Consider the following 24,216-nt stretch of genomic DNA (forward strand, 5'->3'; position numbering starts at 1 on the left):
TGTTGTTGGTGATGGCGGTGTTCAGCGCCGTGGTGTTGAGGCTGTACTTCACGCCAGCCGTGCCGACTTCGGATTCGATGATGTTGCCGTCGCCGGCGAATTTCACGGTCTGTGTGCCGGTCTTGTCCGCGGTGACGGTTGTCGTGCCGGTGCCTTCGTCGGCCAGTTTGAACTTGGCTTCGACGTTGGTGATCGTGGTGCTGTTGTTGTTGAGCTGGGTGATCAGCTTGGTCTTGTCGATGCCGTAGGTGACTTTCGTCCCGGTCAGGTCGACGGTGACGGTGTCGTCGGCGCCCGCGAATTCCACGGTCGGGGCTGTCGCTCCGCCTAAGGCGACGTTGTTGGTCGTGCTGCCGGCTTTGAGGTCGAAGCCGCCTTGCAGTTTGGTGATGTTGCTGGTGTTGGTGGCGATGTTGGCGGTGTTTCCGCTCACGGTGTTGCTCAGGTTCGTCACGGTCGCGTTGTTGCTGATGTCGAGGTTTGTTCCGAGGTTGGCGTTGGCTGTCACGGTCACTTTTGCGCCGTCAGCCCCGTCGGCCGCTACGGTCACGTCGATCTTGTCGGTTTCGCCTTCGAACTTGATGTTCTTCTTGGTCGCGCCGCCGAGGGTGATGTCTTGTTTCGTTCCTGCGGCGTTGCTGACGGTGAAGCCGTTCTTGAGCGCGGTGATGTCGGTGCCGTGTTGGGTGACCGTGGTGTTGCTGTTCACCTGATTGTTGATCTGGCTGTTCAGCGCCGTTGTGTCGAGGCCGACGGTCAGTTTCTTGGCGGCGGCGTCGTAGGAGGTCTGGATGTAGTTGATGCCCGCGAACTCCAGGGTGTCGCCGGCCACGATCGGGCCTACGCTGCTACCGGATTTGACGTTGAAACCGGCTTTCAGGGCGGTGATGTCGGTGGTGTGCCCGTTTACCGTGGTGTTCAGACTGGTGATGGCGCCGTTGTTGGCGATGTTGAGGTGAGTTCCGAGGTTGGGGTCGGTCTTCACGGTGACGGTGGCGCCGTCGGCGGCGCTCGCCACTTCGACGAGGATTTTGTTGGCTTCGCCTACGAACTGGATGTTCTTCTTGGTCGCGCCACCGAGGGTGATGGTCTGTTTGGTGCCGGCGGCGTTGCTGACGGTGAAGCCGCCTTTGAGGGCGTTGATGTCAGTGGTGTGTCCGGTGACGGTGGGGTTGGTGTTCACCTGGGCGTTGATCTGGCTGTTCAGCTTGGTCTGGTCGAGGGTGAAGTTCAGCCCGGCGGCGTTCACCACCGGTTTGATGTAAGCGTCTCCCTTGACCACCAGCGGGGTGCTGACGTCGATGACTTTGGAGCCGGGCGTCGGGGTCTGGCTGTCCTTGATGGTCCAGGTGGCGGCGCGCTTCAGCTGCGCCACGTTGACGGCGTCATCGTTGTCGGTCCCGGCCGCCACGCCGGTGATCTGGCGGGTAATGTTACCGGCCAGGTTGCCCACGGCGACGGCGTTGCGCGTGGAGATCCACGCCGCACCGCTCTGCCCGGCCCCCAGAAACGCCGCTTTCCCGGCGGCGGTATCCGCCATCGCCCCGCTGCCGAGGGCGACGGAATCGGCCCGCACGGCGCGCGCCCCCACGCCTACGGCGAAGGAATTCACCGCCGCGGTTTCGACGATGCCTCCCGACGCCGCCAGGGAGTTTATAGCCTTCGCCTGCGAACTTGAACCCATCGCGGTGGAATAGTTGCCCTCGGCAAGGGTATTGCTCCCCATCGCGGTGGAAGCGGCGCCAGTGGCGCGGGTCACGTTCCCCATCGCGATGGAAGCGTAGCCGGCGGTTTGGGCTTTGTACCCCATCGCGACGGAAGAACCTCCCTTGGCTTCGCTCTCAACCCCCATTGCGGTGGAAACGTTGCCGATGGCTTTGGACTTGCTCCCCATCGCGGTGGAAGACTCGCCCTCGGCACTGGTTTCGTTCCCCATCGCGGTGGCATAGCCGCCCTTGGCAACCGTTTTGAACCCGAGCGCGACGGAAATTTCGCCGGTGCTCTCGGCTTCTCTCCCTATCGCGATGGAACCTTCGTTGGTCGCTTTGGTATTCGTACCTATCGCATAGGAACTGTTGCCTTCGGCGCGGGCCACAAGCCCGAGAGCGAAGGAATTTTGCCCTTTGGCGTAGGACGACTGCCCCATTGCGATAGCGTTGACGCCGATCGCTTCGGCGCCCGCCCCTATCGCGGCAAGAGCGTGCAAGCCCACAGAAGGAGAGCCATTCGGGCCGATCTTCAGCTTTCCTCCCTCGACCCAGTCGACCCAGGCGCCGAAAGCGCTTCCCGTTCCCCCCAGCGCCAACGCCAGAAGCAGCGCCGCCGCCTTCCGCACGGCGGGCGGTCTGCTCCGCTGCATAAACTTTCCCATCATCGTATACGACCTCCTCTGAAATCTTCCCAACGCACCGGGCGCCGTTTCGCTTTTTCCGCGTCTTTCGACGCGCGCTGCGCTCCATGCCGGCATACAACACGCCATCATAAGAGTGTTCACAAACATATCATACCCCCGTGTAAAGATAACGAGTTGTTTGTGTTTATACTTTACCCCGAGTAAACAAAAGCCGCGACGCTTTCAAACGCCTGCGGCCGGCTCGGAATTCCCCGCGCAAAGAACGGAGACACGAAGGGGAAAAGTCGAAATATTCTTCAACATTTTTCAGCGCTTTTTGACAAAAATACGCGAAAAAAATTTATTCAGCCCGCTTTTGCGGCCGGCGTCGCAGTCTTTTATGAATTTATCTACAATCACGACGGGGACGCCCGTACAAAAAGGCGCTTGACCTGAAGCGGACTTTCAGTGTTAAATTATTCGAGGTTTTCGGCCGGGCAGGTTCCGGTCGCCATAGACGATCAAAAGTGACGGAGGTTCTCTGTGCGCATCATCATCGCAGTTTCAGGCGTTATTTTCCTGTACGAGGCGTTCAGCATGATCTGGCCGCTGCGGCTGCATCTCTGGGGCAAGCTGGCCGCCGCGGCGCTGCTGCTGGCGGGGGCTTTCAAGAATTCCATCTACCAGCGGCTGGGCGGCGGCATGTTCTTCGCCCCCGATCTGCCGCGCTGGGTCATGATCGCGGGCTCGCTGCTCTACAATCTGCTGATCGTGGCGCTGTTTCTGCTGCTGGTCAAGGACGCGGTCTGGCTGCTGTGGAAGCTCTGCGCCCGCCGCCCGTTCCCCGCCGCGGAGGCCTCGCTGCTCGCCCTCGTCTTCGCCGCGGCGCTGACCGCTTACGGCACGTGGGAGGCGATCCGCGTGCCGGACGTCGCCGAGCGTCCCGTGACGATCCGCGGGCTGGCGCCCGAGTTCGAGGGGCTCAGGGTGGCGCTGCTCGTCGACCTTCACGCCAGCGCGCTGAACCGCCGCCCGCTGATCCAGGCCATCGTCGACAGAACGATGGCGCTCAAGCCCGACCTGATCCTGATGCCCGGCGATTTCGTCGACGGGCTGGTCAGCCAGCGCAGGGAGGATCTGGAGCCGCTGGCGCAGCTGAAAGCGCCGCTGGGCGTTTTCGGCTCGTCGGGCAACCACGAATATTACTCGGGCTTCGACGCCTGGATGAAGCAGCTGCGCAAATTCGGCGTCACGATGCTGGAAAACGAACACCGCGTACTGGCCCGCGGCGAAGGGCGGCTGGTGCTGGCCGGAGTGCCCGACCAACAGGGGGCGCGCATGGGCCGCGCCGCGCCCGATCCGGACAAAGCGCTGGCCGGCGCGCCTCGGGGCGTCCCCGTCATCCTCATGGCCCACCGCCCCGAAGCGGCGCGCGAAAACGCGGCCCGCGGCGTGGCGCTGCAGGTATCCGGGCACACGCATGGCGGCATGATGCCGGGGCTCGACCGGCTCGTCGCCCGGTTCAACGGCGGTTTCGTCAAGGGCTGGTACGACGTCGGCGGCATGAAACTGTTCAACAGTCCCGGCACTTCGCTTTGGAACGGTTTCCCGCTGCGGCTCATGGATCCCGCCGAAATCACGCTGCTCACGCTCCGCGCCGCGCCGTGATCCTGCGGCAAAAAACCCGTGATCCTGCGGCAAAAAACAAAGAAGCGCGCTTCCGCGGTCGAAACGATCGCGAAAACGCGCTTCTTTTTCGTCTCTCTGACTCTCTTCGCCGATCGAAAAAAATCGTTCGGCTTTTTCGTTGAAAACCGGCTTCTCTCAGCAACTACGATGCCAGACTCTCAAGCGCGCAGATCAGATCGCCGAGGCGGTTGAGCTGCGCGCGCCGGAACGACCGGATCATCAGCCGCGCGCGCTCCGTGCGCGGAGAGGCGTCCCGCGCCAGGGCCAGCCCCGGCAGCCAATCGAGCGGCAGGGCCCAATCCTGCTGCGGCGCGTCCTTGAAGGCGTAGAGCGCGCGATTCAAAAGCCGCGTGGCGCGCAGGGGCTCCATCCGCGGCAGCGGCAGTCCTTTCAGCCGCGCGCGCAGGTCTTCCGTGTCTTCGTAACGGGGCAGCTCCCGTTCCAGCGCCGCGGTCAGGGCCGGCACGTCGAAGGGGAATCTTTTCGGCGACGCCAGGCGGCTCAGCGCCAGCGCGTAAAGCCGCGCGTCCTGCTTCATGACGACGGGATCGACGTGTTCCATCACGTCCTCTTCGGTGTGCCACCACCAGCTCATGAAGCCGTTCGCCGTGCCGTCCGGCGAACCGTCAGGCAGCGTCGAGCTCCAGCTCATGCAGCTGGAAACGCCGATATTCTTGAACGACAGGTCCCAGCCCGTCACGAAGCCGCCGGGGCGCAGTTTTTGGCCGGTCACGTCGGCCACGACGGAAGCGTACAGACCGCGCAGGTCCGGCCCCGAAGAGCCGCGCGCGAAGTCGTCCGCGCCGCGCAGCCCCGGCATGTCGGCGTTGCACAGCGCCAGGCAGCGGCGCCGCAGCGAATCGAAATTATCCGCGGCGAAGGCCGACGAGCCGGCGTAGCGTCCGTTCGAGTGTCCCGACCACCAGCAGATCTTGATCCCCCGCGCCAGGGGGCGTGCGGCGAAAAGTCCGGCCATGGCGAGCGCGACGGCGTTGCCGGTGGCGTTGTCGCAGGCGCCGTAATGCCACGAATCCAGATGGTTGCCCAGCAGCACGTACTCTTCGCTTTCGCCGGGCAGGTCGGCTTCGAGCACGGGGATCTCGCGAACTCCGTTCTCCACGCGCGTTTCGAGTTCGAGAACCGCATCTCCGGCGCAGGCGCGGCGGATCAAGGCCTCGCCTGCGCCGCGCGGCATGACCGCGACCGGCAGCGCGGGATAAAGCGAACTTTCCCACGGGTCGGGCTGTCCCCAGATAAAATTGACGTTGCCCTCGTGGATCAGCGTTTCGTCGCCCTGTTCCCAAACGCAGACCAGCGCCGCCGCGCCGCGGTCCTGAGCGTCCATGGCCGCGACCGGCGACGCGGTGCGCGCGACGACGATCTTTCCCAGCAGGTCGCGCTCGCGCGGGGCGCCGCGCGCGGCCAGAAGGTCGAGCGGATTGTGCAGCAGCTCCGTCTTTTCGACGAAGACCGGCGTCCCCCGCACGGGCTCGCGCGTCGAAGCGCAGAAGCTCCACGTCTTGCACGGCAGGCGGCGCTCGCTCCCGTCCGCATCGAGCAGCGTCAGCCGCGCCGAGACGGGGTCGCTGAGCCAGGCGGGATAACGATGCAGCGTCCACTTCACGCCGGCGCGGCTGAGGCGGTCGGCGACAAATTCCGCCGCCTTCGCCTCGCCCTCGCGCCCCGACCTGCGGTCGAAAGAGGCGATCGTTTCGACGTCCTTCCAGACGCGGCCGTGGTCGATCGCGCCAAGCAGACCTTTCTCCGCCGCCGTCAGCATTTCGCCGCCGGCAGAGGGGCTTTCAGGAACTCCTCGACGAAATCGCCCAGGTAGCGCACCGTGCCCTCGAAGATCTCGCGCCCCCACGCCGCGTCGGCTTTGGCGCAGCTGTCGTCGCCGCCGCCGAAGGTGCCGGTCTTGGTGAACGCCGCCGTCGAGCGGATAATCTTCACCGTCGCGCCCTTGAAGGTGATGGCGTTGCCGTACGTGCTTTTCAGCTCCGGCGTCAGCGAGCGGATCTCCTCGGGGACAAAGTTCTTTTCCTTGCGCACCCAGTCGGGGCGCAGCGCCATCATCACCGCCGCCTCCTGCCCGCCGCCGTGCCCGCCGCCCCAGCGCGGATCCAGCTCGCGGGCGATCGTCCACCAGTCCAGGATCGCGCCCAGGCCGCCGCGCCCGTAGATCCGCAAACACGCCGCCTCCAGCGCCGGATCGTTGCCGCCGTGGCCGTTGAGAAAGACGAAACGGCGCACGCCGGCGTCCATCAGATGCACGGCGACGCTCGTCATCACCGACTGCAGCGCCGCCGTGCCGATGTCGATCGTGCCGCTGAACTCCGTGTGATAAGGGCACACGCCGTAGGGCATCGTCGGCAGCACGACCAGACGGTCGGCATAACGCGCCTCGAGCCGCCGCGCCATCTCTTCCGGGATCGTGAAGTCGGTGCCCAGCGGGCCGATCGAGCCGTGCTGCTCGGTGCTTCCCAGCGGGACCAGCGCCAGCAGCTCGTCGGAAGCCGTTTCGTGGAACTCGTGCCACGTCATCGAAGCCAGATACATTTTCAATCCCTCCCGCACTTCCCGAACAAAAGCAAAGAGAGATCCCGCCGCGCGCCGGGCGGCTGCGGCGGGGACCTCCGTCATGACTGGGCGAGCCCTAGGCGAAATGGCGCTTCAGCGTCTCGTCCGAAGCCCTGCGGGTCGCCAAGCTGACGACGATCATGACGATCATCGCGTACGCCCAGCAGACCATCAGCGGGTTGAAGCCGAAGGCCCAGCCGGGATGCTTGAGCGTCATCAGCACGAACAGCGCCTCGCCCACCGCCACGCCGGCGAAAGCGCCCGCACGGGTCGCGCCCTTCCAGTAGAGCCCGAGCAGCACCGGCGCCGTCCAGATCCCCAGACCGCCGAAAGCGAACAGGATCAGCTTGAAGATCGTCGCGGGACGCGAAACGCCGAAGCAGATGGCGATCACGCCGATGATCACCGTGACGTAGCGCGACATACGCAGGATCTGGCCGTCGGTCGCCCGCGGGTTGACGCGCCTCTGGTAAATGTCGCGGGTGATCGCGCCCGTGGCGGAGATCAGCAGCGAATCGATCGTCGACATGCCGGCCGCCATGATGCCCGTGATCAGCAGCGAGGAAATGACGGGCGAAAGGCTCTTCTGCAGCAGCAGAGGCACGATGAAGTCGATATCCTTGCCCTGCAGCCCGGGAATGGAAACGATGCCGTTGACGCCCGACCACTCGATCAGCGTCGCGGCGATCCACATGCCCAGCGTGCCGAGAATCGTAGCCTTGAACATGACCTTATAGTTTTTCATGGCGAAGAACTTCGTCACCAGCGTCGGCTGCGAGATCGAGAAAAAGCTCCACAGCACGATCATCGACACGTAGTTCGCCCAGCCGTAAGCCCCGCCAACGCCGGGATGCGACATGTACGCAGGATTGAGCTCGAGCAGCTTGGCCGAAATCGCCTCGAAGCCTCCGCCCAACCTGATCGACACCACAAACGTGACGATCGCCGTGGCCAGCATCAGACCGCCCTGGATCACGTCGGTCAGCATGGCGCCGCGGATGCCGCCGCTCATGCAGTAAAGGATGACGACGATCCCCATGCCGACGATGCCCACCCACTCGGGCGCGCCCGTGTACACGCGCAGGATCACGCCGGCGCCGATCGTCTGCGCGCCCATCATCGGGATCATGAAAATGATCATCAGCAGCGCCTGGAACGTGCGCAGGCCGTTGGACTCGAAACGGTCGCCCAGATAATCGGCCAGCGTCAAGAATCCCTGCGTGTGCCCGAGCTTGATGAGCTTGCGCCCCACCAGCAGCGCCGGGATGATCATGGAAAACACCAGCCCCGGCACGGAAATGGACAGCCCCGCGAAGCCGACCTTATAGCAGGTCGCCGGACAGCCCATGAACGTGCTCATGCTGTACTGCGTGGCGAAATAGGCGAAGCCGCTGACGATGGCGCCGGCTTTGCCGCTCATGACGAAGAAGTCCTTCAGCGTGGTGGTGTTCTTCGCCGAAAAGTATCCGATGCCCGCCATCAGCACGAAATAAAAAGCGAGAACTCCGTAAAACACCGACGGGATCGGCTTGAGCATTGTCCCTACGTCCATGATGAACTACTCTCCTTTCCGTTCTTCGTCAAATTCGTGGTACTCGGGACGGCGCATGGCCTGTACATAAAAAACGACGATCAGGACCATCGTGATCGCCGTGTGGACCGTCCAGCCCACGATGAAACCGGGCAGCCCGTAAATCACGGGGATGTACCGGGTCGCGTAAAAGAACGGGAACGGGACCATGATGATGAAGAACAGAAAACCGAAAACCAGCGCCCATTTTTTTTCGAAACTGTTGCTGAAAATATCCATCCAAGCCGCTCCTTTCAAAAAAAATGCCTCTGCCGCACCTCCGCCGTCGTCCCTAAAGATCCCGCGCCTCCTTTCCGGGCCTGAAAACAGCGCGCGCCGCAAAAACGGCGTCGTAAACAAAAAATAAATGTATCCAAAAAACCCTCGGCTTGAGTATAATAATTTTCCCTGAGTGTGTCAATGGATCCATTTTTCCGAACGGCGCATGGACGCTTGATATCTCTTTCACGATCCGTTTCCGGAGCGGCCGTTTCATCAAGAAACGACGGCCCGGCGGGCGTCTGAAAAACTTTCAGAGTCCGCCGGGCCGTTATCGTTTTATGTACAATGATTCGCTTAAAGCTGCGCCAGCAGTTCCTCGACGGTCTTCTTGCCGAACATCGGCTGGCCATCGTTGACGACGTAGCAGGGAACGCTCATGACGTTGTACTTTTCGCGCAGTTCCGGGAAGTGGTTGAGATCGTAGACGTCGACGGAGACGCGCGGATTCAGCGAAGCGATGCGCTGCGCCGCGGTCACCAGCTCCGGGCACATCGTGCAGGTCAGGCTGACCATGATCGTCATATGCACGTCGCGATCGAGTTTTTCGATCAGGGTTTTGGTCCGGTCGTCGATGCGCTGTCCGGGGCCGGCGAGGTTGTACAGGCCGAGCACGAACGAGGTGAACTCGTGCCCGCCGGGAACGCCGTGGAACGCGATCCCCGCCTCGCGGCCGTCGGCGCGGCACACTCTGACGCAAGGGGCGCCGTCGCCCGCCGTGGCGGATTTTTCCACGGTCAATTTGTCCGTCAAGGCCGCCAGCGCGTCCATGTAATTCTCCAGTTCGCGCGAGACGGGCCGCTCGTCCAGGGACAGGCGCAGGATCAGCGGCGACTCCATCTTGGCGAACAGCGCGTCCAGCTGCTGAACCATATCGGCGCTGAAGAGGCCGTCGCCTTGGGGCGCCGTCGCCGGCGCACTCTCGCCGCGCCCGGAATCGGCGGGCCGATGCGCGGCTGCGCGCCTGTGGGGAACTTCGGGCTTCAGACCGGTCTTCTTCTGCATGGCCGCGCAGTACTTTTCAAGCTCGGTGGCCGCCAGCGCGCCGTCGCCGACGGCCGTGACGACCTGACGCAGGTTTTTGATGCAAACGTCGCCGGCGGCGTAGACGCCGTCTACCGAGGTCTTCTGCTGCCGGTCGGTGATCACGTAACCGCGCTCGTCCAGATCGACGACGCCCCTGAAAAGCTCCGTGCTCGGCGAGTAGCCGGCGAAGACGAAGACGCCGAAAGTATCGCCGTTCTCCGGCTCGAAGACCGTGCGCTCGCCGGTCTTGCCGTTGACGTAGACCAGGCGGCGCAGCACGGAATCGCCCGAGACGCTTTCCACCGAGGTGTTGGTGAGCACGGTGATCTTCTCGTTCCGCCGCGCCTCGTCGGCCGCCGACTTGGCGCAGGAAAAATCGTCCTTGCGGATCAGCACGGTGACGTGCGAGGCGTACTTGGTCAGGAAAACGCTCTCCTCCGCCGCCGCGAAACCGCCGCCGACGACGAAGACCGGCTTGCCGGTGAAGAACTCGCCGTCGCAGGTGGCGCAGTAGGCGACGCCGTGCCCGCGGAAATCCAGCTCGCCCTCGAAGCCGACCGTGCGCGGATGCGCGCCCGTGGCGACGAGCAGCCCGAAACATTCGAAGACGCCGCGGCTGGTCACGACCCGACGCACGTCGCCATCGACCTCGACGGCCGTCACCTCGGCCAGCAGGAACTCCGCGCCGAAGCTCTCCGCCTGGCGGCGCATCCTGTCCGTCAGATCCGCGCCGCTGGCGCGCTCGACGCCCGGATAGTTGACGACTTCGGACGTGATCGTGATCTGTCCGCCGAACTTTTCCTTCTCCACGACCAGCACGCGGTAGCAGGCCCGCGCCAGATAAAGAGCGGCGGTCAGTCCAGCCGGACCGCCGCCGATAACGATGACGTCGTAGAGATTTTCGCCCACGCTCACTTACAGCGCTCCGACGAGGTCGAGGCTCGGCTTCAGAGTCTCCGCGCCCGGCTTCCACTTGGCGGGGCAAACCTGGTCGCCGTGCTCGGCGACGAACTGGCAGGCCTGCAGCTTGCGCAGCAGCTCGTCGGCGTTGCGGCCGACGTTGCCGGAATTGACTTCGTAGGCGACGATCTTGCCCTCGGGATTGACGATGAACGTGCCGCGCTCGGCGATGCCAGCCTCCTCGATGAGGACGTCGAAGTCCTTCGCCAGCGCGTGGGTCGGATCGGCCAGCATCGGATAGGTCAGCTTGGAAATCTTCTCGGAGTGATCGTGCCACGCCTTGTGCACGAAATGGGTGTCGCAGGACACGGAGTAGATCTCGCAGCCGGCGGCCTTGAACTTCGCGTAATTGTTTTCCAGATCTTCGAGTTCGGTCGGGCAGACGAAGGTGAAATCCGCGGGATAGAAGAAGAACACGCTCCACGTGCCGAGGATGTCGGCCTTGGTCACGGTCTTGAACTCGTTGTTCTGATAAGCGGAAACCTTGAAATCGGAAACTTCCTTGTTGATAAGAGACATCTTGAATGACCCCCTTGATGTTTTTGGATTAGCATTAATTAACCCTGACTAAAAATATCATATTTCTACGCAATGTCAAGAGGGGGATCAGCAAAAAAACGATTTTTTACGATCCCGCGGCGACAAAGGGAGCCGTCTCGAATCACAGATCTTTCTCCTTGACCGCGGGGCCGACGTACTGATCCATCACGAGCGCCAGATAGAGATTGAGGCAGGTGCGGAAATCTTTCAGGTTCAAGCCCGACTCCTTGTCGAGCTTGTCGAGGCGGTAGATCAGCGTGTTGCGGTGCACGTGCATGCGCCGCGCCGCTTCGACCAGCGAAAAGCCGCTTTCGCACCATTCGCGGATGGTCTCGCGCATCTGTTCCCAGTCGGGATAGCGGCGGAAAGCGCCCGTCACGGCCTGGACGAAACGGGTGCGCACGGGCGAATCGATCGTGGTGATCACGTCTTCGAGGCGGTAATCGGCGATGTTGTAGACGCCCGGCTGCTGACGGAATTTCTTGCCGAGGAACAGGGCTTTCCACGCTTCCTGATAGCTGACCGCCAGCGCGGAAATGCCCAGCGCCGGCGAACCGATGCCGATGGCGGCCTTGAGATCGAAGGCTTCGATGGCCTGCAGGATCTTGCGCGCGCGCGCCGCGGCTTCGTCGGCCATGGAATTCCCGTGCTCCGTCTTCTCGCCGCCGGCCGCGAAAAGGATCACGAAACGGTTGTTGCCGAGCATGGCCGAAAGGTCGCGCGGCTCGGCGAAGAGCTTGCGGATCGACGCGAGCACGGCTTTCTTCACGTTGAGGATGCGCGTTTCGGCGTTCTCGCTCTGGCGGCGCATCTGCTCGCGCACCTGCAGGGCGAAGCGGCCGAACTGGTACAGGTCGACGGCGATGGGAATGTAATGCCAGGTGCGGTCGTAACCGTATTCGGACGCGCGCGACAGCAGCAGCGCCTCGTTGCTGACGCCGGGGACGAAGGAGCCGATGTCCTGGACGAGATTCTGCAGCGTGCTCTCGCGATTGACCGAGTAGGCGTACAATTCGCGCTCGCGCAGCAGCAGTTCGACCTGCTGCTTCACGATCGCGGCGAAGGGAACGACTTTTTCGGGCTCGCCGGCGATCGCCACCGTGCCGGCGATCTGCCCGTTCATGCTCCGGACCGGCGCGGTGACGCCGGGCAGCGTGCCTCTGAGCTGCTGCGCCTGCCTTTCGCCGGTACGAGCGTTCTGTCCGCTGGCGACGACGGATAGCGATGCCTCGTGAAACTGTTCGAGGCGGTCCGTGTTGCTGGAACCGACGATAACGCCTTCCGCATCGGTGATGATCACGTCGAAATTGATGGCCGAGGCGACGGCGGCGGCGATTTCCTGGGCGCATTTGCGCAGCAGGATGTTTCCCTCAGAGTTCTGTTCATACATTTTTCTCACCTTGTGCTTAAAGTATAAATACAGTTAATATTTAGCCATAAATTTTATATTTTTGCAATAGCATATTGAGTGATATTTCACGAACAATCCTCCGAAGTTGTCAGCCAAAGTCCGCTTATGCCTTCTTTGACCGAATGAAAAACGGGAAACGTGTCGCGGCGCATGGAACATTTCCCGTCCGAATGTGTTAAGATGTACTCTACTGACTCGTTCATCGGCAAATTTTTATTCTTCGAAGGCGAAAGGATTTGATCTAAAAATGGCAGAAAATGCGCTTGAAGTGCTTCGCGCGCGCGGCTTCATCGACTGGACCACGGACGACGCCGGCGTCAGGGAATTGTTCGACACAGGCATGGTCACGGCTTACGTGGGCTTCGACCCCACCGCGGACAGTCTGCACGTCGGCCATCTGATCCCGCTGATGGGCTTGGCCTGGCTGCAGCGGCTCGGGCACCGGCCCATCGTGCTGGCCGGCGGCGGCACGGGCATGATCGGCGACCCGTCCATGAAGAGCGCGGAGCGCAATCTGCTGACGATGGATCAGATCCGCCACAACGTTGAAGGCGTCAAGAAGCAACTCATGCACTTCGTCAGCTTCGACTGCGGCGAGAACTCCGCGCTGCTGGTCAACAACTACGACTGGCTGAGTTCCATGAACTTCCTCGAGTTCCTGCGCGACGTGGGCAAGTTCTTCACGATCAACAAGATGATCGCCAAGGAACACGTCAGGAGCCGCATCGAGGACCCGACCAAGAGCCTGTCCTTCACCGAGTTCGCCTACACGCTGCTGCAGTCCTACGACTTCTACCATCTCTACACGACTTACGGCTGCCGCCTGCAGCTGGGCGGCAACGACCAGCAGGGCAACATCACCAGCGGCATCGACTTCATCCGTAAGCACGAAGAGGGCGCGGCGGTGTACGGCGGCACCAATCCGCTGCTGCTGACTTCCGCCGGGCACAAGTTCGGCAAGACCGAGGGCGGCGCCGTCTGGCTCGATCCGGCCAAGACCTCGCCCTACCAGTTCTACCAGTTCTGGGTCAACAGCGAAGACGCCACGATCGCCAAGACGCTGCGCTATTTCACGTTCCTGCCGCTCGACGAGATCGACGCGCTGGTCGCGCGCCACATGCAGTCGCCCGAGAAACGCGAAGCGCAGCGCGTGCTGGCCTACGAGATCACCAGGCTCGTCCACGGCGAAAACGTGGCGGCCAACGTCCGGCACGCCAGCGAGATCCTCTTCGGCGGCGCTTACACGCCCGAAGATCTGACGGAAGAAATGCTCCACACGCTGGCGGCCGAGACGCCCTGCGGCAAAGTCGCCTCGCTGCCCATGCCGCTCGCCGACGCGCTCGCCGAGGTGGGCGCGTGCAAGAGCAAGGGCGAAGCCAAGCGCCTGATCGCCGGCGGCGGCGTGTCCGTCAACGGCGTCCGCGCCGACGACGGCGCGCAGATCGAGGAGAAGGACGTGCTCTGCGGCTACTCCTCGCTGATCCGCCTCGGCAAAAAGAAATATTTTATGATCGGCCGCAAATAAGATGAGCTTCGCCGTTTCGGCCGTCGAATTCCTGCGCAAAACGCTCGCCTACCCCGACTGGCGCGGACGCGCGCTCTACGGCTTGTGCCGCGGCGTTTTCGCTCTCGTGCCCATCCGCCGGCGGCTGATGCTCGACGCGTTCAAAACCTCGTTTCCCGAAAAGGACGAAGCGTGGCACAAAAAAACGCTGCGCGGCGTGTACCGCCACTTCTCCTGGATGATCGTGGAATTCCTCGCCTGCCAGAACGATCCCTCTCTCGTCAGCAAGATGGTCGTCGAGGTGGAAGGGCGCGAATGCGCCGACGCGCAGAAAGCCTCCGGCGCCGGCTGCTTTATGCTCACCGGCCATTTCGGCAACTGGGAGATCCTCGGCGGCTGGCTGCCGCAGAACGGTTATCCCGTCCAGCCCGCCGCGCGCGACGCCGACAATCCCGAATTCGCGGCGCTGATCGAGCGCTACCGCGCCAACCTCGGCGAAACCACGCTGCGCAAGGGCGCCATGAACGTGCGCCACATGATCCGGCAGGCGCAGGCCGGCACATGGGTCGCCCTGCTCGCCGATCAGGACGCCGGGGACCGCGCCGTGCCCGTGACGTTTTTGAACCGCCGCACCACCATGGTCGAAGGCCCCGCCGCGCTGGCGCTGACGGCCAAACTGCCGCTGCTCACTGTTTACTCGCTGCGCCTGGCTCCGTTCAAATACCGCGTCGTCTTCCTGCCCGACCTCGTCGGGGATCCGCAGGAACGCAGCCGCGAGAACGTCGCCGCGCTGACGCAAAAAGCCAACGCCGTGCTCGAAGAGATGGTGCGCCTCGCCCCCGAGCAGTGGTTCTGGTTCCACCGCCGCTGGAAGACCGACCCCGATCATCCCGGCGTGAAAATGCAGTAATCCTGCGGCGAAACTTTACGACAAAAAAATAAAACAGGGCGGCTGAGCGAGAGTTTTCGTTCAGCCGCCCTGTTTGTTTTTCTTGTTCGATCCAGCCGCGCTATTTCACCTTCCAGCGGTTTTCGAGCAGCTGCAGCGCGCCCGAGGTGACGCTGGTCAGCACCAGATAGACCACGGCCACGAAGATGAACGTCTCGAACGAGGCGTAGGTGACGCTGCGCACCTGCTGGCCGACCATGGTCAGGTCGCTGATGGCGAGCACGGAGAGCAGCGACGATTCCTTGATCAGCGTCACGAACTCGTTGCCGATGGCCGGCAGCATGTGGCGGATCGCCTGCGGCAGGATGATGCTCTTCATCGTCTGCCAGTAGGACAGCCCCAGCATCTTGGCCGCTTCCCACTGCCCCTTCGACACGCCTTCGATGCCGCCGCGCACGATCTCGCCCACGTAACCGGACGAGTTGATGCCGATGCCGAGGATGCCGGCCGTGGCCGCGTCGAGGTTCACGCCCAGCGCCGGCAGGCCGAAGTAGATCAGAAACAGCTGGATCATCAGCGGCGTGCCGCGCAGCACGTAAATGTACGCCGCCATCAGGTAGCGCAGCGGCTTGAACGGCATGACGCGGAACGAGCCGATGAAGATGCCCAGCGCCGAACCGAACAGCACGCCGAGGAACGAGGCCTGAATGGTCACGCACACGCCCTTCCAGAACATGTGCAGATACGGGATCAGCACGGAAAAGTCCAGTTCCATTTACTCCGCCTCCTCTGCCACGGCCGCGCCGTAATGGGAAAGCACGCGCTGCAGGAACGCGCGCGTGCGCTCCTTCTGCGGGCGCACGAAGATGTCGTCCGGCGCGCCCTGCTCGACGATGTGCCCGTCGGCCATGAAGATGACGCGGTCCGACACTTCCTTGGCGAAGAGCATCTCGTGCGTGATGATCATCATCGTCATGCCGCTTCTGGCCAGGTCGGCGATGACGTTGAGCACGTCGCCGACCAGCTCGGGATCGAGCGCCGAAGTCGGCTCGTCGAAGAGCATCACCTTCGGATCCATAGCCAGCGCTCGGGCGATGGCCACGCGCTGCTGCTGGCCGCCGGAAAGCTGCGCCGGGAACGCTTCGATCTTGTCGCCGAGACCGACGCGTTCCAGAAGCTCCCGGGCGGTCTTTTCCGCCTCGGCGCGGGATTTGCCGCGCACTTTCATCGGCGCGATCGCCACGTTCTCCAACACGCTCAGGTGCGGGAACAGGTTGAACTGCTGAAAGATCATGCCCAGCAGCTCCGACTCCCTGGCGTTGGACATCTTCTCGCCGTCCATGCGGTGGCCGTAAACGTAGATCTCGCCGGAATCGATCCTCTCCAGACGGGCGATACAGCGCGCCAAAGTGCTCTTGCCCGAGCCGCTGGGCCCGATGACCGTGATCACTTCGCCCTCGTCGACGTTCAGCGAGACGCCTTTCAGCACGTCGAGAGCGCCGAACGATTTGTGCAGGTCCTTTACTTCTATCGCGTGAGTCACATTCGCTCACCTCCATTGAAATGCGTTCATTATAAATCAACTATCAGTTTATTGCCAGATGAAAATTGCAATTTTGTTTATTTGTTTTCACAAGAGAGGGATCGCCGCTCGAAGCGCCGCACAAAAAAACAGGCTGGCGCGTCGGCCAACCTGTCTTATAATATTTTTCTACAATCCCATGACGCGAGGGAGATAGGTCGTAAAGACCGGAAACGTCACGATGATCAGCTGCACAGCCAGCGCCACGAGCACGAACGGCCAGATCCGGCGGAACATCTCGCCCAGCGGCACCTTGCCCACCGCGGCGACGATGTAGTTGCAGGCCCCTACCGGCGGCGTGATCAGAGCGATCGTCACGTTCAGCGTCATCACCACGCCGAAGTGGAAAGGGTCGATGCCGGCCTTGGCCGCCAACGGCGCGAATACCGGCGTCAGCAGCGTCATCACCGAGATCTCCTCCATGAACATGCCGATCACGAAGACGATCAGGCTGAGCACGACCATCAGCAGCCAGGGATGCCCCAGCAGCCCGGCTTCGACGACGAACTGGCTGAACGCCTGCGTGACGCGCTCCCACTTGAGATACCAGCCGACGACCGAGGCCGCGCCCATGATCAGAAAGATCGCGCTGGTCAGGCGCACCGTCTCGCCGACCGCCTCGGCGAAACCGCGCAGCGTCAGCCGCCGCGTCACCGCCACGCCGGCGAAAACGCAGTAGACCGCCGCCAAAGCGCCCGACTCCGTCGGCGTGACGATCCCCGACATGATGCCGCACATGATGATGCACGGCGCCAGCAGGGCCAGAAACGAGCGGAACAGGATCCGCCACTTCTGCGCGTATACGCCCGCCAGGTCGGTCTTGGGCACGTCGTATTTGCGCGCGTAGTACCAGTTCATGGCCATGTAAGCCAGCCCGAGCGCGATCCCCGGCGCCACGCCGGCGGCGAAGAGCCCGCCGATGGACGTGTTGGTCATCGAGGCGTAGATGATCATGAAAATGCTGGGAGGAATGATCGGTCCGATCAGCGAGCTGCCCGCCGTGATCCCCGCCGCGTACGACGCGGGAAAGCCTTCCTTCACCATGGCGGGGATCAGGATCGAACCCAGCGCCGAGGCGTCGGCCGCGGCGCTGCCGTTGACGCCGGCGAAGATCACGCTGCCGACCACGTTGACGTAACCCAGCCCGCCGCGCACCGAACCGACCGCCAGACGGCTGAAGTCGATGAGGCGGTCGGTGAGTCCGGAGCGGTTCATCAGCGTGCCCGTGAGGATAAAAAAGGGAATCGCCATCAGCGAGAAGGAATCCATGCCGCCGAAAAACTGCTGCGGGACGACGCGCAGCAGCGTCAGGTCGCCCGCGCCGAGGATGCCGAGCAGCCCCGCCATCGTCAGCGAAGCGTAGAGCGGCACGCCGAGAAGCATCAGCGCAAAAAACGCCGCCAACAGAAGGAAACCGCTCATCGGCTTTCATCCCCGCTTTCGGAGCCGTACCGGCACTTGCAGAGAACGACGATCATCAGCATGGCCATACCGAGGGGCACCGCCATCAGCGGCACCGCCTTGGGCACGCCCAGCGCCATGGTCTTCATCCTCCACCCGCCCATCACGTTTTGAGCGCCGAACCAGACCATCACGCCGAGGACCGCAGCCTGGACCGCCGCCGACAGAAGACAGCAAAACGTCCTGCCGCGCGGCGGCAGCGCGTTCGCCACGAAATCGATCGACATCTGGTCGCCGTTGAGAGAAGCCGCCGCCGCGCCGATCAGCGCCATCCACGCCAGCGAAAAACGCGCCAGCTCCTCCGTCCAGATGGGGGCGGCATGATAAAAATAGCGCAGCACCACGCCCATGACGATGTCGCCGATGTTGATCAGCAGCAGCACCCCGCCGAACCAGAGGCTGAGGAGCCCCACCCAACGGCTCAGCCGTTCGAGAAAATCCATGCGCTGCCGGGCCTCACTTCGCGGAGGCTTTTTCGTTGGCCGCCTTGGCGTCGCGCAGGGCCGCTTCGAGCCATTCGGCGGAGACCTTGCTCTTCAGCCACTCGATGTACGCGGGCTGGCCGATGCCGCGGAACTGCTCCATCTCCTCCGGCGTGGGCGCGTAGACCTGCATGCCCAGCTGACGGCATTTTTCCACCTGCTGGGAATCTTCGGCTTCGATGCGAGCGCGGGTGAGGCGGTTGGCCTCCTTCGCCGCTTCGAGGATGACGGCGCGCTCCTCGTCGCTGAAGCTGTCGAACAGGTCGCCGTTCATGACCAGGAATTGGTCGGAGTACTGGATGTTCGCCAGCGTCATGTACTTCTGCACTTCCGTCAGGCTGCCCAGCAGCACGTAGAAGGCCGGGTTCATCTGCCCGTCGACGACGCCCGTTTTCAGCGCCATGTAGAGTTCGCCCCAGGGGATAGGCGTGCCGCTGGCGCCGAACGCCTTGAAGATCGCCACCTGGCCCTCGTCCATGCCGCGGAACTTCAGGCCGGGGAAATCGGCGGGGCTGCGGATCTCGCGCTTGGAGTTGGTGAAGGCGAGGAAGCCGCCTTCCTCCACCGCTTCGATCAGCACGCAGCCCGTGCGCTCGCGGAACAGCTTTTTCAAATTGGCCCAGTATTCGCTCTCGTCGAAGAAAACGTGCGCCGCCTCGTAGCTGTTGAACATGAACGGCACCGACGAGGGATACAGCTCCGGCAGCACCGTGCCCATGGCGGCGAACGAGGAGACGTCGGCCACCGGCTGATTCAACCCGTCCTTCATCATCAGCTCCATGCGCTGCTCTTCGCTGCCCAGCTGCTCGTCGGGGTACAGTTCGAACGTGATGTTCCCCTGCGTGCGCTCCGTGACGCGCGAAACGAATTCCTTGACGAAGTAATGCACCACGTTGTTCTCGACGTTCGCCGGTCCGATGTACGACATCTTCACGACCGTCGCCGCGCCCGCCGCGCCGCTCAGCCCCAGCGCCAGCGCACAGGCCAGCGCTATTTTCCCGATAACGGTTCTTTTCATTATCCCATACCTCTCAGCTTGAATTTTCCAATCAAATACTTCCGACATTTTATCCCAAAGGACGCAAAAAAGACAGCGCTCCCGCAAGAAACAATCTTTCTCAAGCGCGCGCCAATCCTTCGCGGCGCTATTTCAAGTCCGCCGGGAGCGCGATCTTCTCGATCCGGTAATTTCTCCCGTCGACGCGCATCATCGCGAAGGAAAGTTCCAGGCCGAAACGCCGCCGTCCGCAGCTGCCGGGGTTCAACCACAGCACGCCGCCGCGCAGCGCCTCGCAATAGCGGTGCGAGTGTCCGAAGATCACCGCGTCCACATCGTCCAGGTCCGTCGGCACGTCGGCAAGACGGTGCGCCATGAAAAAATTCAGCCCTTCGATCCGAAAGCGCAGCGACAACGGCAGACGGCGCGCCAGCTCCCAGTCGTTGTTCCCCCGCACCGCGTACAGCGGCGCCAGTTCCCCCAGCCAGTCGAGCGTGTCCTCGTCGTCGAAATCGCCGGCGTGGACGATGCAGTCGCAGCGTTTCAGTCGCTCCAGTACCTGCGGGCGCAGCAGCCCGTGCGTATCGGAAATAATCGCGGCAAGCGCCGCCATGCTCTCACCTTCTCCGAAAAATCTCGTCATATTATAAAGCAAAGTGCCCGCCTTTTCGCGCCCGACCTCATCGCCGAAAGTCCGTCCTTCAGATCGAGGTAAAATTTCTATGTGCTTATCCTTGTCACGAAATTCATTTGCATTATAGCACTTCTTAAAAATTAAAATATATCACTAACACATGTTAGAAAGGAGTCCCCCATGGAAATGCAGAGCTGAATTCTTGAAACGGATCGTCGGCGCGGCCGAGGCCGTCGCAAACGCGGAAAAGGAACTGACGGAGATCGACTCGCGCTTCGGCGACGCCGATGATGAAGATCAACGATGGCGATCTCATCGTCTTTGTTCATGCCGAGACATGGATCCCCGGGAACATCGCCATTGTCCAGCCCGATAGAAAACTGGAGTGTTCAGGAGTAAAAACGGCTGTATTCTAGGTCACAGAACAAAGATCATGCCGATATCGAGGTCAGCGAAGACAATGATTTTTCGGGAGTCAGCCGCACCGTGAGGATCATCGCCGACCGCGATCCGAAACCGGTTTTACAACAAGAAATAAAAATCCGGCAGTAAAAGTGTTCAATAACATGATCAATAACGCGACTCTTGCAGATCGCGAAAAGGTTGTTAATACCGATAAACTTCTTTTAACCTATGTTATTACAAAGCAGTTTAAACAAAATTTTAATAATATCTATGAAGTTAAGTTTTTGATAGCGCCTCTCAACGTATCACCTTGACTTTTACTATCAACAATAGTAATATCATTAATAGTAAAAAATGGAGGCGTCGCTATGTCATCAATAGATTTAGTTATACTCGGTATCGTATTGGAAAAACCGCAAAGCGCCTATGACATTCAAAAAGATGTGGAGTACCACCATTTTTCCCGTTGGACGAAAATAAGCGTGCCTTCCATTTATCGAAAGGTACTCCAGTTGAGCGAGAAAGGTTATCTGCAAAGCGATATTGTTAAAGGCGATAAGTTTGCGGATAAGGTAATCTATTCCATCACCGATAAGGGCAGAGCATATTTCAAGGAATTGATGGCTTCTTGTGCCGCGGGCTCGGTGCCCCTGTTATTCGATTTCAATGTAGTCATTACCAATCTGAACAAAATGGATAAAGCTGAAGCAATGGAGCTGCTTTCTACTTTGCGCCAGAGCATACAGTCCTCCACTGAATTAATTGAGGGATATGCTCAGGAATTTTCAGACATTCCTTTGCTGGGAAGAACGATTTTCGAGCAGCAGCGGCTCCTCTATCGCGCCCTTCTGGAATGGCTGGATCACTTTGAAGGGCGGTTTTTACAAGAATGAGCGTAGGCCCTCAAAGCAGCTTAACCATCCTGTTTGAAGCTCCATTTTGGATCGCCCTATATGAAAGAACTGATAACGGCAAGTATGAGGTATGCAAAATCACTTTTGGATCAGAACCCAAAGATTATGAGGTCTATGAGTTTCTGCTGAAGTATCGGCACAAGCTGAAATTCAGCCCACCGCTCCAGGCCGAAGCAGCCATGGAACGGAAAATCAATCCCAAACGTATGCAGCGTGAAATTCATAGTCAACTGCAAGATAAGGGCATTGGCACAAAGGCGCAGCAGGCGTTAAAACTCCAGCATGAGCAATGCAAGCTGGAAAGGAAAACAAAGAGCCGAGAGCGGAAAGAAGCAGAGAAAGATCGCCAGTTTGCGACACGGCAGGAAAAGAAGAAAGCCAAACATAGAGGAAGATGACATGAGGATAGAATGGATTTTATGCCCCTTTTGCGGCAATAAAACGCGATTAAAAATCCGTGATGATACAGTCCTTGAAAATTTTCCGCTGTATTGTCCCAAATGTAAACACGAAACCTTGATCGCGGCACAACAACTGAATCTATCAATTATCCAAGAGCCGGACGCACAGACGCGGAGCCGATAACACAAAGGGAAACCTCGGATGTTATCGGCTCTGTTTTCTTGATATTCTCTATGATCTGCCAAGCGGCAGAAAAAAACGCCGCAAGGCAGACGGCTTTCTGCGCTCAAAAATAGTTTAGTTTCTTCACGGCGGTTCAATTCGAGCCGCCGTTTTTCTTTGTTCCGACAACTTACACGGCGGCATAGAAGGAGGATGCCGCCATGTTACGCCGGATTCTATCCCAGCCTGATCTGACGAGAGCTAGCTGCTCAAAAAAGCCCATCCCCGTCGGCGGACAGTTTTGGCCATGAATATGAACTATACCATGTAAATAAACTTCATATTGCATACCATCGCGCCCGGCGGGGTTGCGACCCGCCGGGCGCTTTTTGTCGTTTCCTATGGCTGAGATGGCTGGCGGTTGCTTTTTCTGGATTTTTTTCAAATCAGCGACCTGACCATGGTCGACCAGCAGGTGCGCAGCGTCACCTACGCCTCGTTCGAGACGTTCATCTTCGTCGCCGTGATCTATCTGGTGCTGACCAGCGTTACCTCGGGCGCGCTGCGGCTGAACGTCATCGACACGCTGATCCTCCCGGCCCCGCTGGCCGTCAAAACGCTGGAACTCGTCAGCTGACGGCCGGACACTTCAACGCAAAATCGCCCTCAAAGCCTTTGTAATAAAGGTTTCGAGGGCGATTTTCAATCGACCTTGAATCAAGCCGAATCGTTATCATTTGGCGGCCCCGGCGCGACTCGAACGCGCGACCTACTGCTTAGGAGGCAGTCGCTCTATCCATCTGGGCTACGGGGTCGTTCTCAAAAGCGGATTCATCATAACACAAGCGCTTCAAAGCCGCAAGGAACGAACGCGGGCTTCCTTACTTCCCGACGGTCCACGGCGCGTCGGGATCCGCCACGATCACGGTTTTATTCAGCGCGCGCGTTTCGTTGCAGCGAAAGCAGTCGTGCAGATGATCGTTGATCACGCCGCAGGCTTCGAGAAAGGAGAACATGCTCACCGTGCCGACGAATTTGAAGCCGCGCCGGCGCAGGTCGCCGCTGAACGCATCGGAGAGGGCGCTGCGCGTCAGGCGCTGTTTCTGATAGGCGGGATAGATCACGGTGCGCCCGCCCGTGAAGCTCCAGACGTACGCGGCGAAGCTGCCGAATTCCCGGCGCACGTCGAGAAAGCGCCGGGCGTTGTTCACAACGGCGCGCACTTTGCGTTCGGCGTGGATCATCTCGGGATCGGCCATGATGCGGGCGACCGTTTCGTCGTCGTATCCGGCCACCTGAGCGTAATCGAACCGGCTGAAATTGCGCGCGAAGCACCGGCGCTTGCGCAGCATCAGCAGCCAGCTCAGCCCGCAGCTCATGGATTCCATCAGCAGATGTTCGAAAAGGACTTTGTCGTCATGCTGCGGCACGCCCCATTCCCCGTCGTGATATTTTCTCAGCAGCGGGTCGGCACCGCTCCACGGGCAGCGCTTTTCAGACGTCATAGGCTCCTCCGCTCACTGCGCAATGGTTCGTTCCCCGCAAGGGCTGCGGAATTCGCACGGCACCGCTGTCTGACACTTGCCGCAGCCATAGCGCGGCGCGTATTTTCGCTTCTGCGTTGCCAGATAAGCGGCGCACAACGGATGCTTCTTTCCCTGTCTCAGCGAAATCGCGTGCGCCGGGCAGCGACGCACGCACGCCCCGCACTGAATGCAGCGCTCGTAAACAGCGTCGTATTCTCGCGACGTCGGTTCAATCTGCGCGTCCACCACCACGCTGCCCAAGCGGCCGGCCATGCCCTTTTCCGTGATCAGCCCCTTGCTGAGCCCAAACGTTCCCAAGCCGGCGGCAAAAGCGACATGACGCTCGGACCAGTTGCTCGCGTAGGTATCCGCGCTGACGCCGGGGAATCCAGCCAGCGTCCCCTGTCCGCCGCGCGCCACTCGAAAGCGACTATCCCGCGACGGCGCCACAGCGCGGACGCCTTGAGCCTGCAGCCACGCGCAGAGCTCGTCCAACAGAGAGGAGAGGAACTCCTGCCCCTCGATACGGCCGTAAAGCCATTCCAATGAGGTCCGCTCGGGCGCGATGCGGTTGCTCGCTCTCACGCGCTCGGAGAACGGAAAAAAGAAAGACAGCACGCTGCGCGCCTCCGGCAGCCAGTCCCGCGGCGAAAGATGCCATGGCCCCACCACTTCCGCACTCTTGAACTTCTCAAAAAGAGGATCATCCGCCGCGGCGATGCCGATCAGCGGCCTGTCAAAAAAAACCGTTCCCGCCAGTTCAGGGTGTCCGTCCGCTATTGCCGCGGTAAGCACGTTGCCCGAGCCGGCGGCAAAACGCTCTTTCATCCACGCATCCAACTGTACGCGGTTCATTCGAAGAAACCTCCTT

The 24,216-nt window shown here is 61.0% G+C and carries 23 protein-coding genes and 1 tRNA gene; 7 read left to right on the forward strand and 17 right to left on the reverse strand.

The features are described 5' to 3' along the window. The coding region (locus B0D78_RS08250) for a hypothetical protein (RefSeq protein ID WP_168170067.1) at nucleotides 1-2,374 on the reverse strand (2,374 nt) is incomplete at its 3' end. Between the two features lie 501 nt (nucleotides 2,375-2,875). On the opposite strand from B0D78_RS08250, the gene B0D78_RS08255 reads away from it, so the two are divergent. After that, nucleotides 2,876-4,000 (forward strand): metallophosphoesterase, encoded by a 1,125-nt coding sequence (locus tag B0D78_RS08255; protein WP_078016501.1) that lies wholly within the window; start codon nucleotides 2,876-2,878, stop codon nucleotides 3,998-4,000. A 163-nt stretch (nucleotides 4,001-4,163) separates the two neighbouring features. Here the strand turns inward: B0D78_RS08255 and B0D78_RS08260 are convergent, their stop codons facing one another. The 7 genes from B0D78_RS08260 to B0D78_RS08290 all read right to left on the reverse strand — a co-directional run bounded on the left by B0D78_RS08260 (nucleotide 4,164) and on the right by B0D78_RS08290 (nucleotide 12,366). Continuing rightward, entirely contained in the window at nucleotides 4,164-5,801 is a 1,638-nt protein-coding gene (locus B0D78_RS08260; RefSeq protein WP_078016502.1) for a M28 family metallopeptidase, read from the reverse strand. After that, nucleotides 5,795-6,580 (reverse strand): creatininase family protein, encoded by a 786-nt coding sequence (locus B0D78_RS08265; RefSeq protein ID WP_078016503.1) that lies wholly within the window; start codon nucleotides 6,578-6,580, stop codon nucleotides 5,795-5,797. The genes B0D78_RS08260 and B0D78_RS08265 overlap by 7 nt, the downstream gene beginning before the upstream one ends. Nucleotides 6,581-6,677: 97 nt before the next feature. Next, nucleotides 6,678-8,153 (reverse strand): sodium:solute symporter family protein, encoded by a 1,476-nt coding sequence (locus tag B0D78_RS08270; protein ID WP_078016504.1) that lies wholly within the window; start codon nucleotides 8,151-8,153, stop codon nucleotides 6,678-6,680. Nucleotides 8,154-8,159: 6 nt separating this feature from the next. Further along, entirely contained in the window at nucleotides 8,160-8,411 is a 252-nt protein-coding gene (locus tag B0D78_RS08275; protein ID WP_078016505.1) for a hypothetical protein, read from the reverse strand. Nucleotides 8,412-8,747: 336 nt separating this feature from the next. Further along, complete coding sequence (locus B0D78_RS08280) at nucleotides 8,748-10,391, reverse strand: FAD-dependent oxidoreductase (RefSeq protein WP_078016506.1); 1,644 nt, start codon at nucleotides 10,389-10,391, stop codon at nucleotides 8,748-8,750. Next, the gene (gene ahpC, locus B0D78_RS08285) at nucleotides 10,392-10,955 is read right to left on the reverse strand and encodes an alkyl hydroperoxide reductase subunit C (protein WP_078016507.1); all 564 of its coding nucleotides are present in this window, start codon (nucleotides 10,953-10,955) and stop codon (nucleotides 10,392-10,394) included. It lies immediately after the preceding gene. A 142-nt stretch (nucleotides 10,956-11,097) separates the two neighbouring features. Continuing rightward, nucleotides 11,098-12,366, reverse strand: a complete 1,269-nt coding sequence (locus B0D78_RS08290) for a CdaR family transcriptional regulator (protein WP_078016508.1) — start codon at nucleotides 12,364-12,366, stop codon at nucleotides 11,098-11,100. Between the two features lie 268 nt (nucleotides 12,367-12,634). Between B0D78_RS08290 and tyrS the strand changes: the two genes are divergently transcribed. Together tyrS and B0D78_RS08300 are read left to right on the forward strand one after the other, a co-directional pair. Continuing rightward, entirely contained in the window at nucleotides 12,635-13,912 is a 1,278-nt protein-coding gene (gene tyrS, locus B0D78_RS08295) for a tyrosine--tRNA ligase (protein WP_078016509.1), read from the forward strand. A 1-nt stretch (nucleotide 13,913) separates the two neighbouring features. Continuing rightward, nucleotides 13,914-14,801, forward strand: a complete 888-nt coding sequence (locus B0D78_RS08300) for a lysophospholipid acyltransferase family protein (protein ID WP_078016510.1) — start codon at nucleotides 13,914-13,916, stop codon at nucleotides 14,799-14,801. Nucleotides 14,802-14,901: 100 nt separating this feature from the next. Here the strand turns inward: B0D78_RS08300 and B0D78_RS08305 are convergent, their stop codons facing one another. The 6 genes from B0D78_RS08305 to B0D78_RS08330 all read right to left on the reverse strand — a co-directional run bounded on the left by B0D78_RS08305 (nucleotide 14,902) and on the right by B0D78_RS08330 (nucleotide 19,915). Continuing rightward, nucleotides 14,902-15,555, reverse strand: a complete 654-nt coding sequence (locus B0D78_RS08305) for an amino acid ABC transporter permease (protein ID WP_078016511.1) — start codon at nucleotides 15,553-15,555, stop codon at nucleotides 14,902-14,904. Next, complete coding sequence (locus B0D78_RS08310) at nucleotides 15,556-16,323, reverse strand: amino acid ABC transporter ATP-binding protein (RefSeq protein ID WP_078016512.1); 768 nt, start codon at nucleotides 16,321-16,323, stop codon at nucleotides 15,556-15,558. Nucleotides 16,324-16,491: 168 nt separating this feature from the next. After that, nucleotides 16,492-17,784, reverse strand: coding sequence for a TRAP transporter large permease (locus tag B0D78_RS08315; RefSeq protein ID WP_078016513.1), 1,293 nt, complete (start codon nucleotides 17,782-17,784; stop codon nucleotides 16,492-16,494). Then, complete coding sequence (locus B0D78_RS08320) at nucleotides 17,781-18,266, reverse strand: TRAP transporter small permease (protein WP_078016514.1); 486 nt, start codon at nucleotides 18,264-18,266, stop codon at nucleotides 17,781-17,783. Before B0D78_RS08320 ends, B0D78_RS08315 begins: the two co-directional genes overlap by 4 nt. 13 nt (nucleotides 18,267-18,279) lie before the next feature. Further along, nucleotides 18,280-19,323, reverse strand: a complete 1,044-nt coding sequence (locus B0D78_RS08325; RefSeq protein ID WP_078016515.1) for a TRAP transporter substrate-binding protein — start codon at nucleotides 19,321-19,323, stop codon at nucleotides 18,280-18,282. A gap of 127 nt (nucleotides 19,324-19,450) precedes the next feature. Further along, the gene (locus B0D78_RS08330) at nucleotides 19,451-19,915 is read right to left on the reverse strand and encodes a metallophosphoesterase family protein (protein ID WP_078016516.1); all 465 of its coding nucleotides are present in this window, start codon (nucleotides 19,913-19,915) and stop codon (nucleotides 19,451-19,453) included. Nucleotides 19,916-20,709: 794 nt separating this feature from the next. On the opposite strand from B0D78_RS08330, the gene B0D78_RS08335 reads away from it, so the two are divergent. From B0D78_RS08335 to B0D78_RS13400, 4 genes are all read left to right on the forward strand, one after another. Further along, on the forward strand, nucleotides 20,710-21,234 hold the full coding sequence (locus B0D78_RS08335; protein ID WP_078016517.1) for a PadR family transcriptional regulator: 525 nt from the start codon (nucleotides 20,710-20,712) through the stop codon (nucleotides 21,232-21,234). Further along, nucleotides 21,231-21,653 carry a YjdF family protein gene (locus B0D78_RS08340; RefSeq protein ID WP_078016518.1) on the forward strand — a complete coding sequence of 141 codons (423 nt, stop codon included), beginning with the start codon at nucleotides 21,231-21,233 and terminating at the stop codon, nucleotides 21,651-21,653. The genes B0D78_RS08335 and B0D78_RS08340 overlap by 4 nt, the downstream gene beginning before the upstream one ends. A gap of 1 nt (nucleotide 21,654) precedes the next feature. Next, nucleotides 21,655-21,840: a cysteine-rich KTR domain-containing protein gene (locus B0D78_RS08345; protein ID WP_078016519.1), complete on the forward strand. Its 186-nt coding sequence runs from the start codon at nucleotides 21,655-21,657 to the stop codon at nucleotides 21,838-21,840. Nucleotides 21,841-22,240: 400 nt separating this feature from the next. Continuing rightward, on the forward strand, nucleotides 22,241-22,456 hold the full coding sequence (locus tag B0D78_RS13400; protein ID WP_233543524.1) for a hypothetical protein: 216 nt from the start codon (nucleotides 22,241-22,243) through the stop codon (nucleotides 22,454-22,456). 101 nt (nucleotides 22,457-22,557) lie between these two features. Here B0D78_RS13400 and B0D78_RS08355 read toward each other — a convergent pair. The 3 genes from B0D78_RS08355 to B0D78_RS08365 form a co-directional block, all read right to left on the reverse strand. Further along, nucleotides 22,558-22,634, reverse strand: a tRNA-Arg gene (locus tag B0D78_RS08355). Between the two features lie 66 nt (nucleotides 22,635-22,700). Beyond that, a complete protein-coding gene (locus B0D78_RS08360; RefSeq protein WP_078016520.1) occupies nucleotides 22,701-23,324 on the reverse strand; it encodes a DNA-3-methyladenine glycosylase I in 624 nt (207 codons plus the stop codon). 12 nt (nucleotides 23,325-23,336) lie between these two features. Further along, nucleotides 23,337-24,200 (reverse strand): 4Fe-4S binding protein, encoded by an 864-nt coding sequence (locus B0D78_RS08365; protein ID WP_078016521.1) that lies wholly within the window; start codon nucleotides 24,198-24,200, stop codon nucleotides 23,337-23,339. Between the last annotated feature and the right edge of the window lie 16 nt (nucleotides 24,201-24,216).

The sequence above is a fragment of the Pyramidobacter sp. C12-8 genome (assembly GCF_002007215.1).
Taxonomy (GTDB): domain Bacteria; phylum Synergistota; class Synergistia; order Synergistales; family Dethiosulfovibrionaceae; genus Pyramidobacter.

Bases quoted from the DNA above. Each gene is read 5' to 3' on its own strand.
- B0D78_RS08265 (WP_078016503.1), bottom strand. From the start codon at position 6,580: ATGTATCTGGCTTCGATGACGTGGCACGAGTTCCACGAAACGGCTTCC.
- B0D78_RS08270 (WP_078016504.1), bottom strand. From the start codon at position 8,153: ATGGACGTAGGGACAATGCTCAAGCCGATCCCGTCGGTGTTTTACGGA.
- B0D78_RS08275 (WP_078016505.1), bottom strand. From the start codon at position 8,411: ATGGATATTTTCAGCAACAGTTTCGAAAAAAAATGGGCGCTGGTTTTC.
- B0D78_RS08320 (WP_078016514.1), bottom strand. From the start codon at position 18,266: ATGGATTTTCTCGAACGGCTGAGCCGTTGGGTGGGGCTCCTCAGCCTC.
- ahpC (WP_078016507.1), bottom strand. From the start codon at position 10,955: ATGTCTCTTATCAACAAGGAAGTTTCCGATTTCAAGGTTTCCGCTTAT.
- B0D78_RS08365 (WP_078016521.1), bottom strand. From the start codon at position 24,200: ATGAACCGCGTACAGTTGGATGCGTGGATGAAAGAGCGTTTTGCCGCC.
- B0D78_RS08290 (WP_078016508.1), bottom strand. From the start codon at position 12,366: ATGTATGAACAGAACTCTGAGGGAAACATCCTGCTGCGCAAATGCGCC.
- B0D78_RS08345 (WP_078016519.1), top strand. From the start codon at position 21,655: ATGAGGATAGAATGGATTTTATGCCCCTTTTGCGGCAATAAAACGCGA.
- B0D78_RS08335 (WP_078016517.1), top strand. From the start codon at position 20,710: ATGTCATCAATAGATTTAGTTATACTCGGTATCGTATTGGAAAAACCG.
- B0D78_RS08340 (WP_078016518.1), top strand. From the start codon at position 21,231: ATGAGCGTAGGCCCTCAAAGCAGCTTAACCATCCTGTTTGAAGCTCCA.
- B0D78_RS08260 (WP_078016502.1), bottom strand. From the start codon at position 5,801: ATGCTGACGGCGGCGGAGAAAGGTCTGCTTGGCGCGATCGACCACGGC.
- B0D78_RS08315 (WP_078016513.1), bottom strand. From the start codon at position 17,784: ATGAGCGGTTTCCTTCTGTTGGCGGCGTTTTTTGCGCTGATGCTTCTC.
- B0D78_RS08300 (WP_078016510.1), top strand. From the start codon at position 13,914: ATGAGCTTCGCCGTTTCGGCCGTCGAATTCCTGCGCAAAACGCTCGCC.
- B0D78_RS08330 (WP_078016516.1), bottom strand. From the start codon at position 19,915: ATGGCGGCGCTTGCCGCGATTATTTCCGATACGCACGGGCTGCTGCGC.
- B0D78_RS08325 (WP_078016515.1), bottom strand. From the start codon at position 19,323: ATGAAAAGAACCGTTATCGGGAAAATAGCGCTGGCCTGTGCGCTGGCG.
- B0D78_RS08360 (WP_078016520.1), bottom strand. From the start codon at position 23,324: ATGACGTCTGAAAAGCGCTGCCCGTGGAGCGGTGCCGACCCGCTGCTG.
- tyrS (WP_078016509.1), top strand. From the start codon at position 12,635: ATGGCAGAAAATGCGCTTGAAGTGCTTCGCGCGCGCGGCTTCATCGAC.
- B0D78_RS08305 (WP_078016511.1), bottom strand. From the start codon at position 15,555: ATGGAACTGGACTTTTCCGTGCTGATCCCGTATCTGCACATGTTCTGG.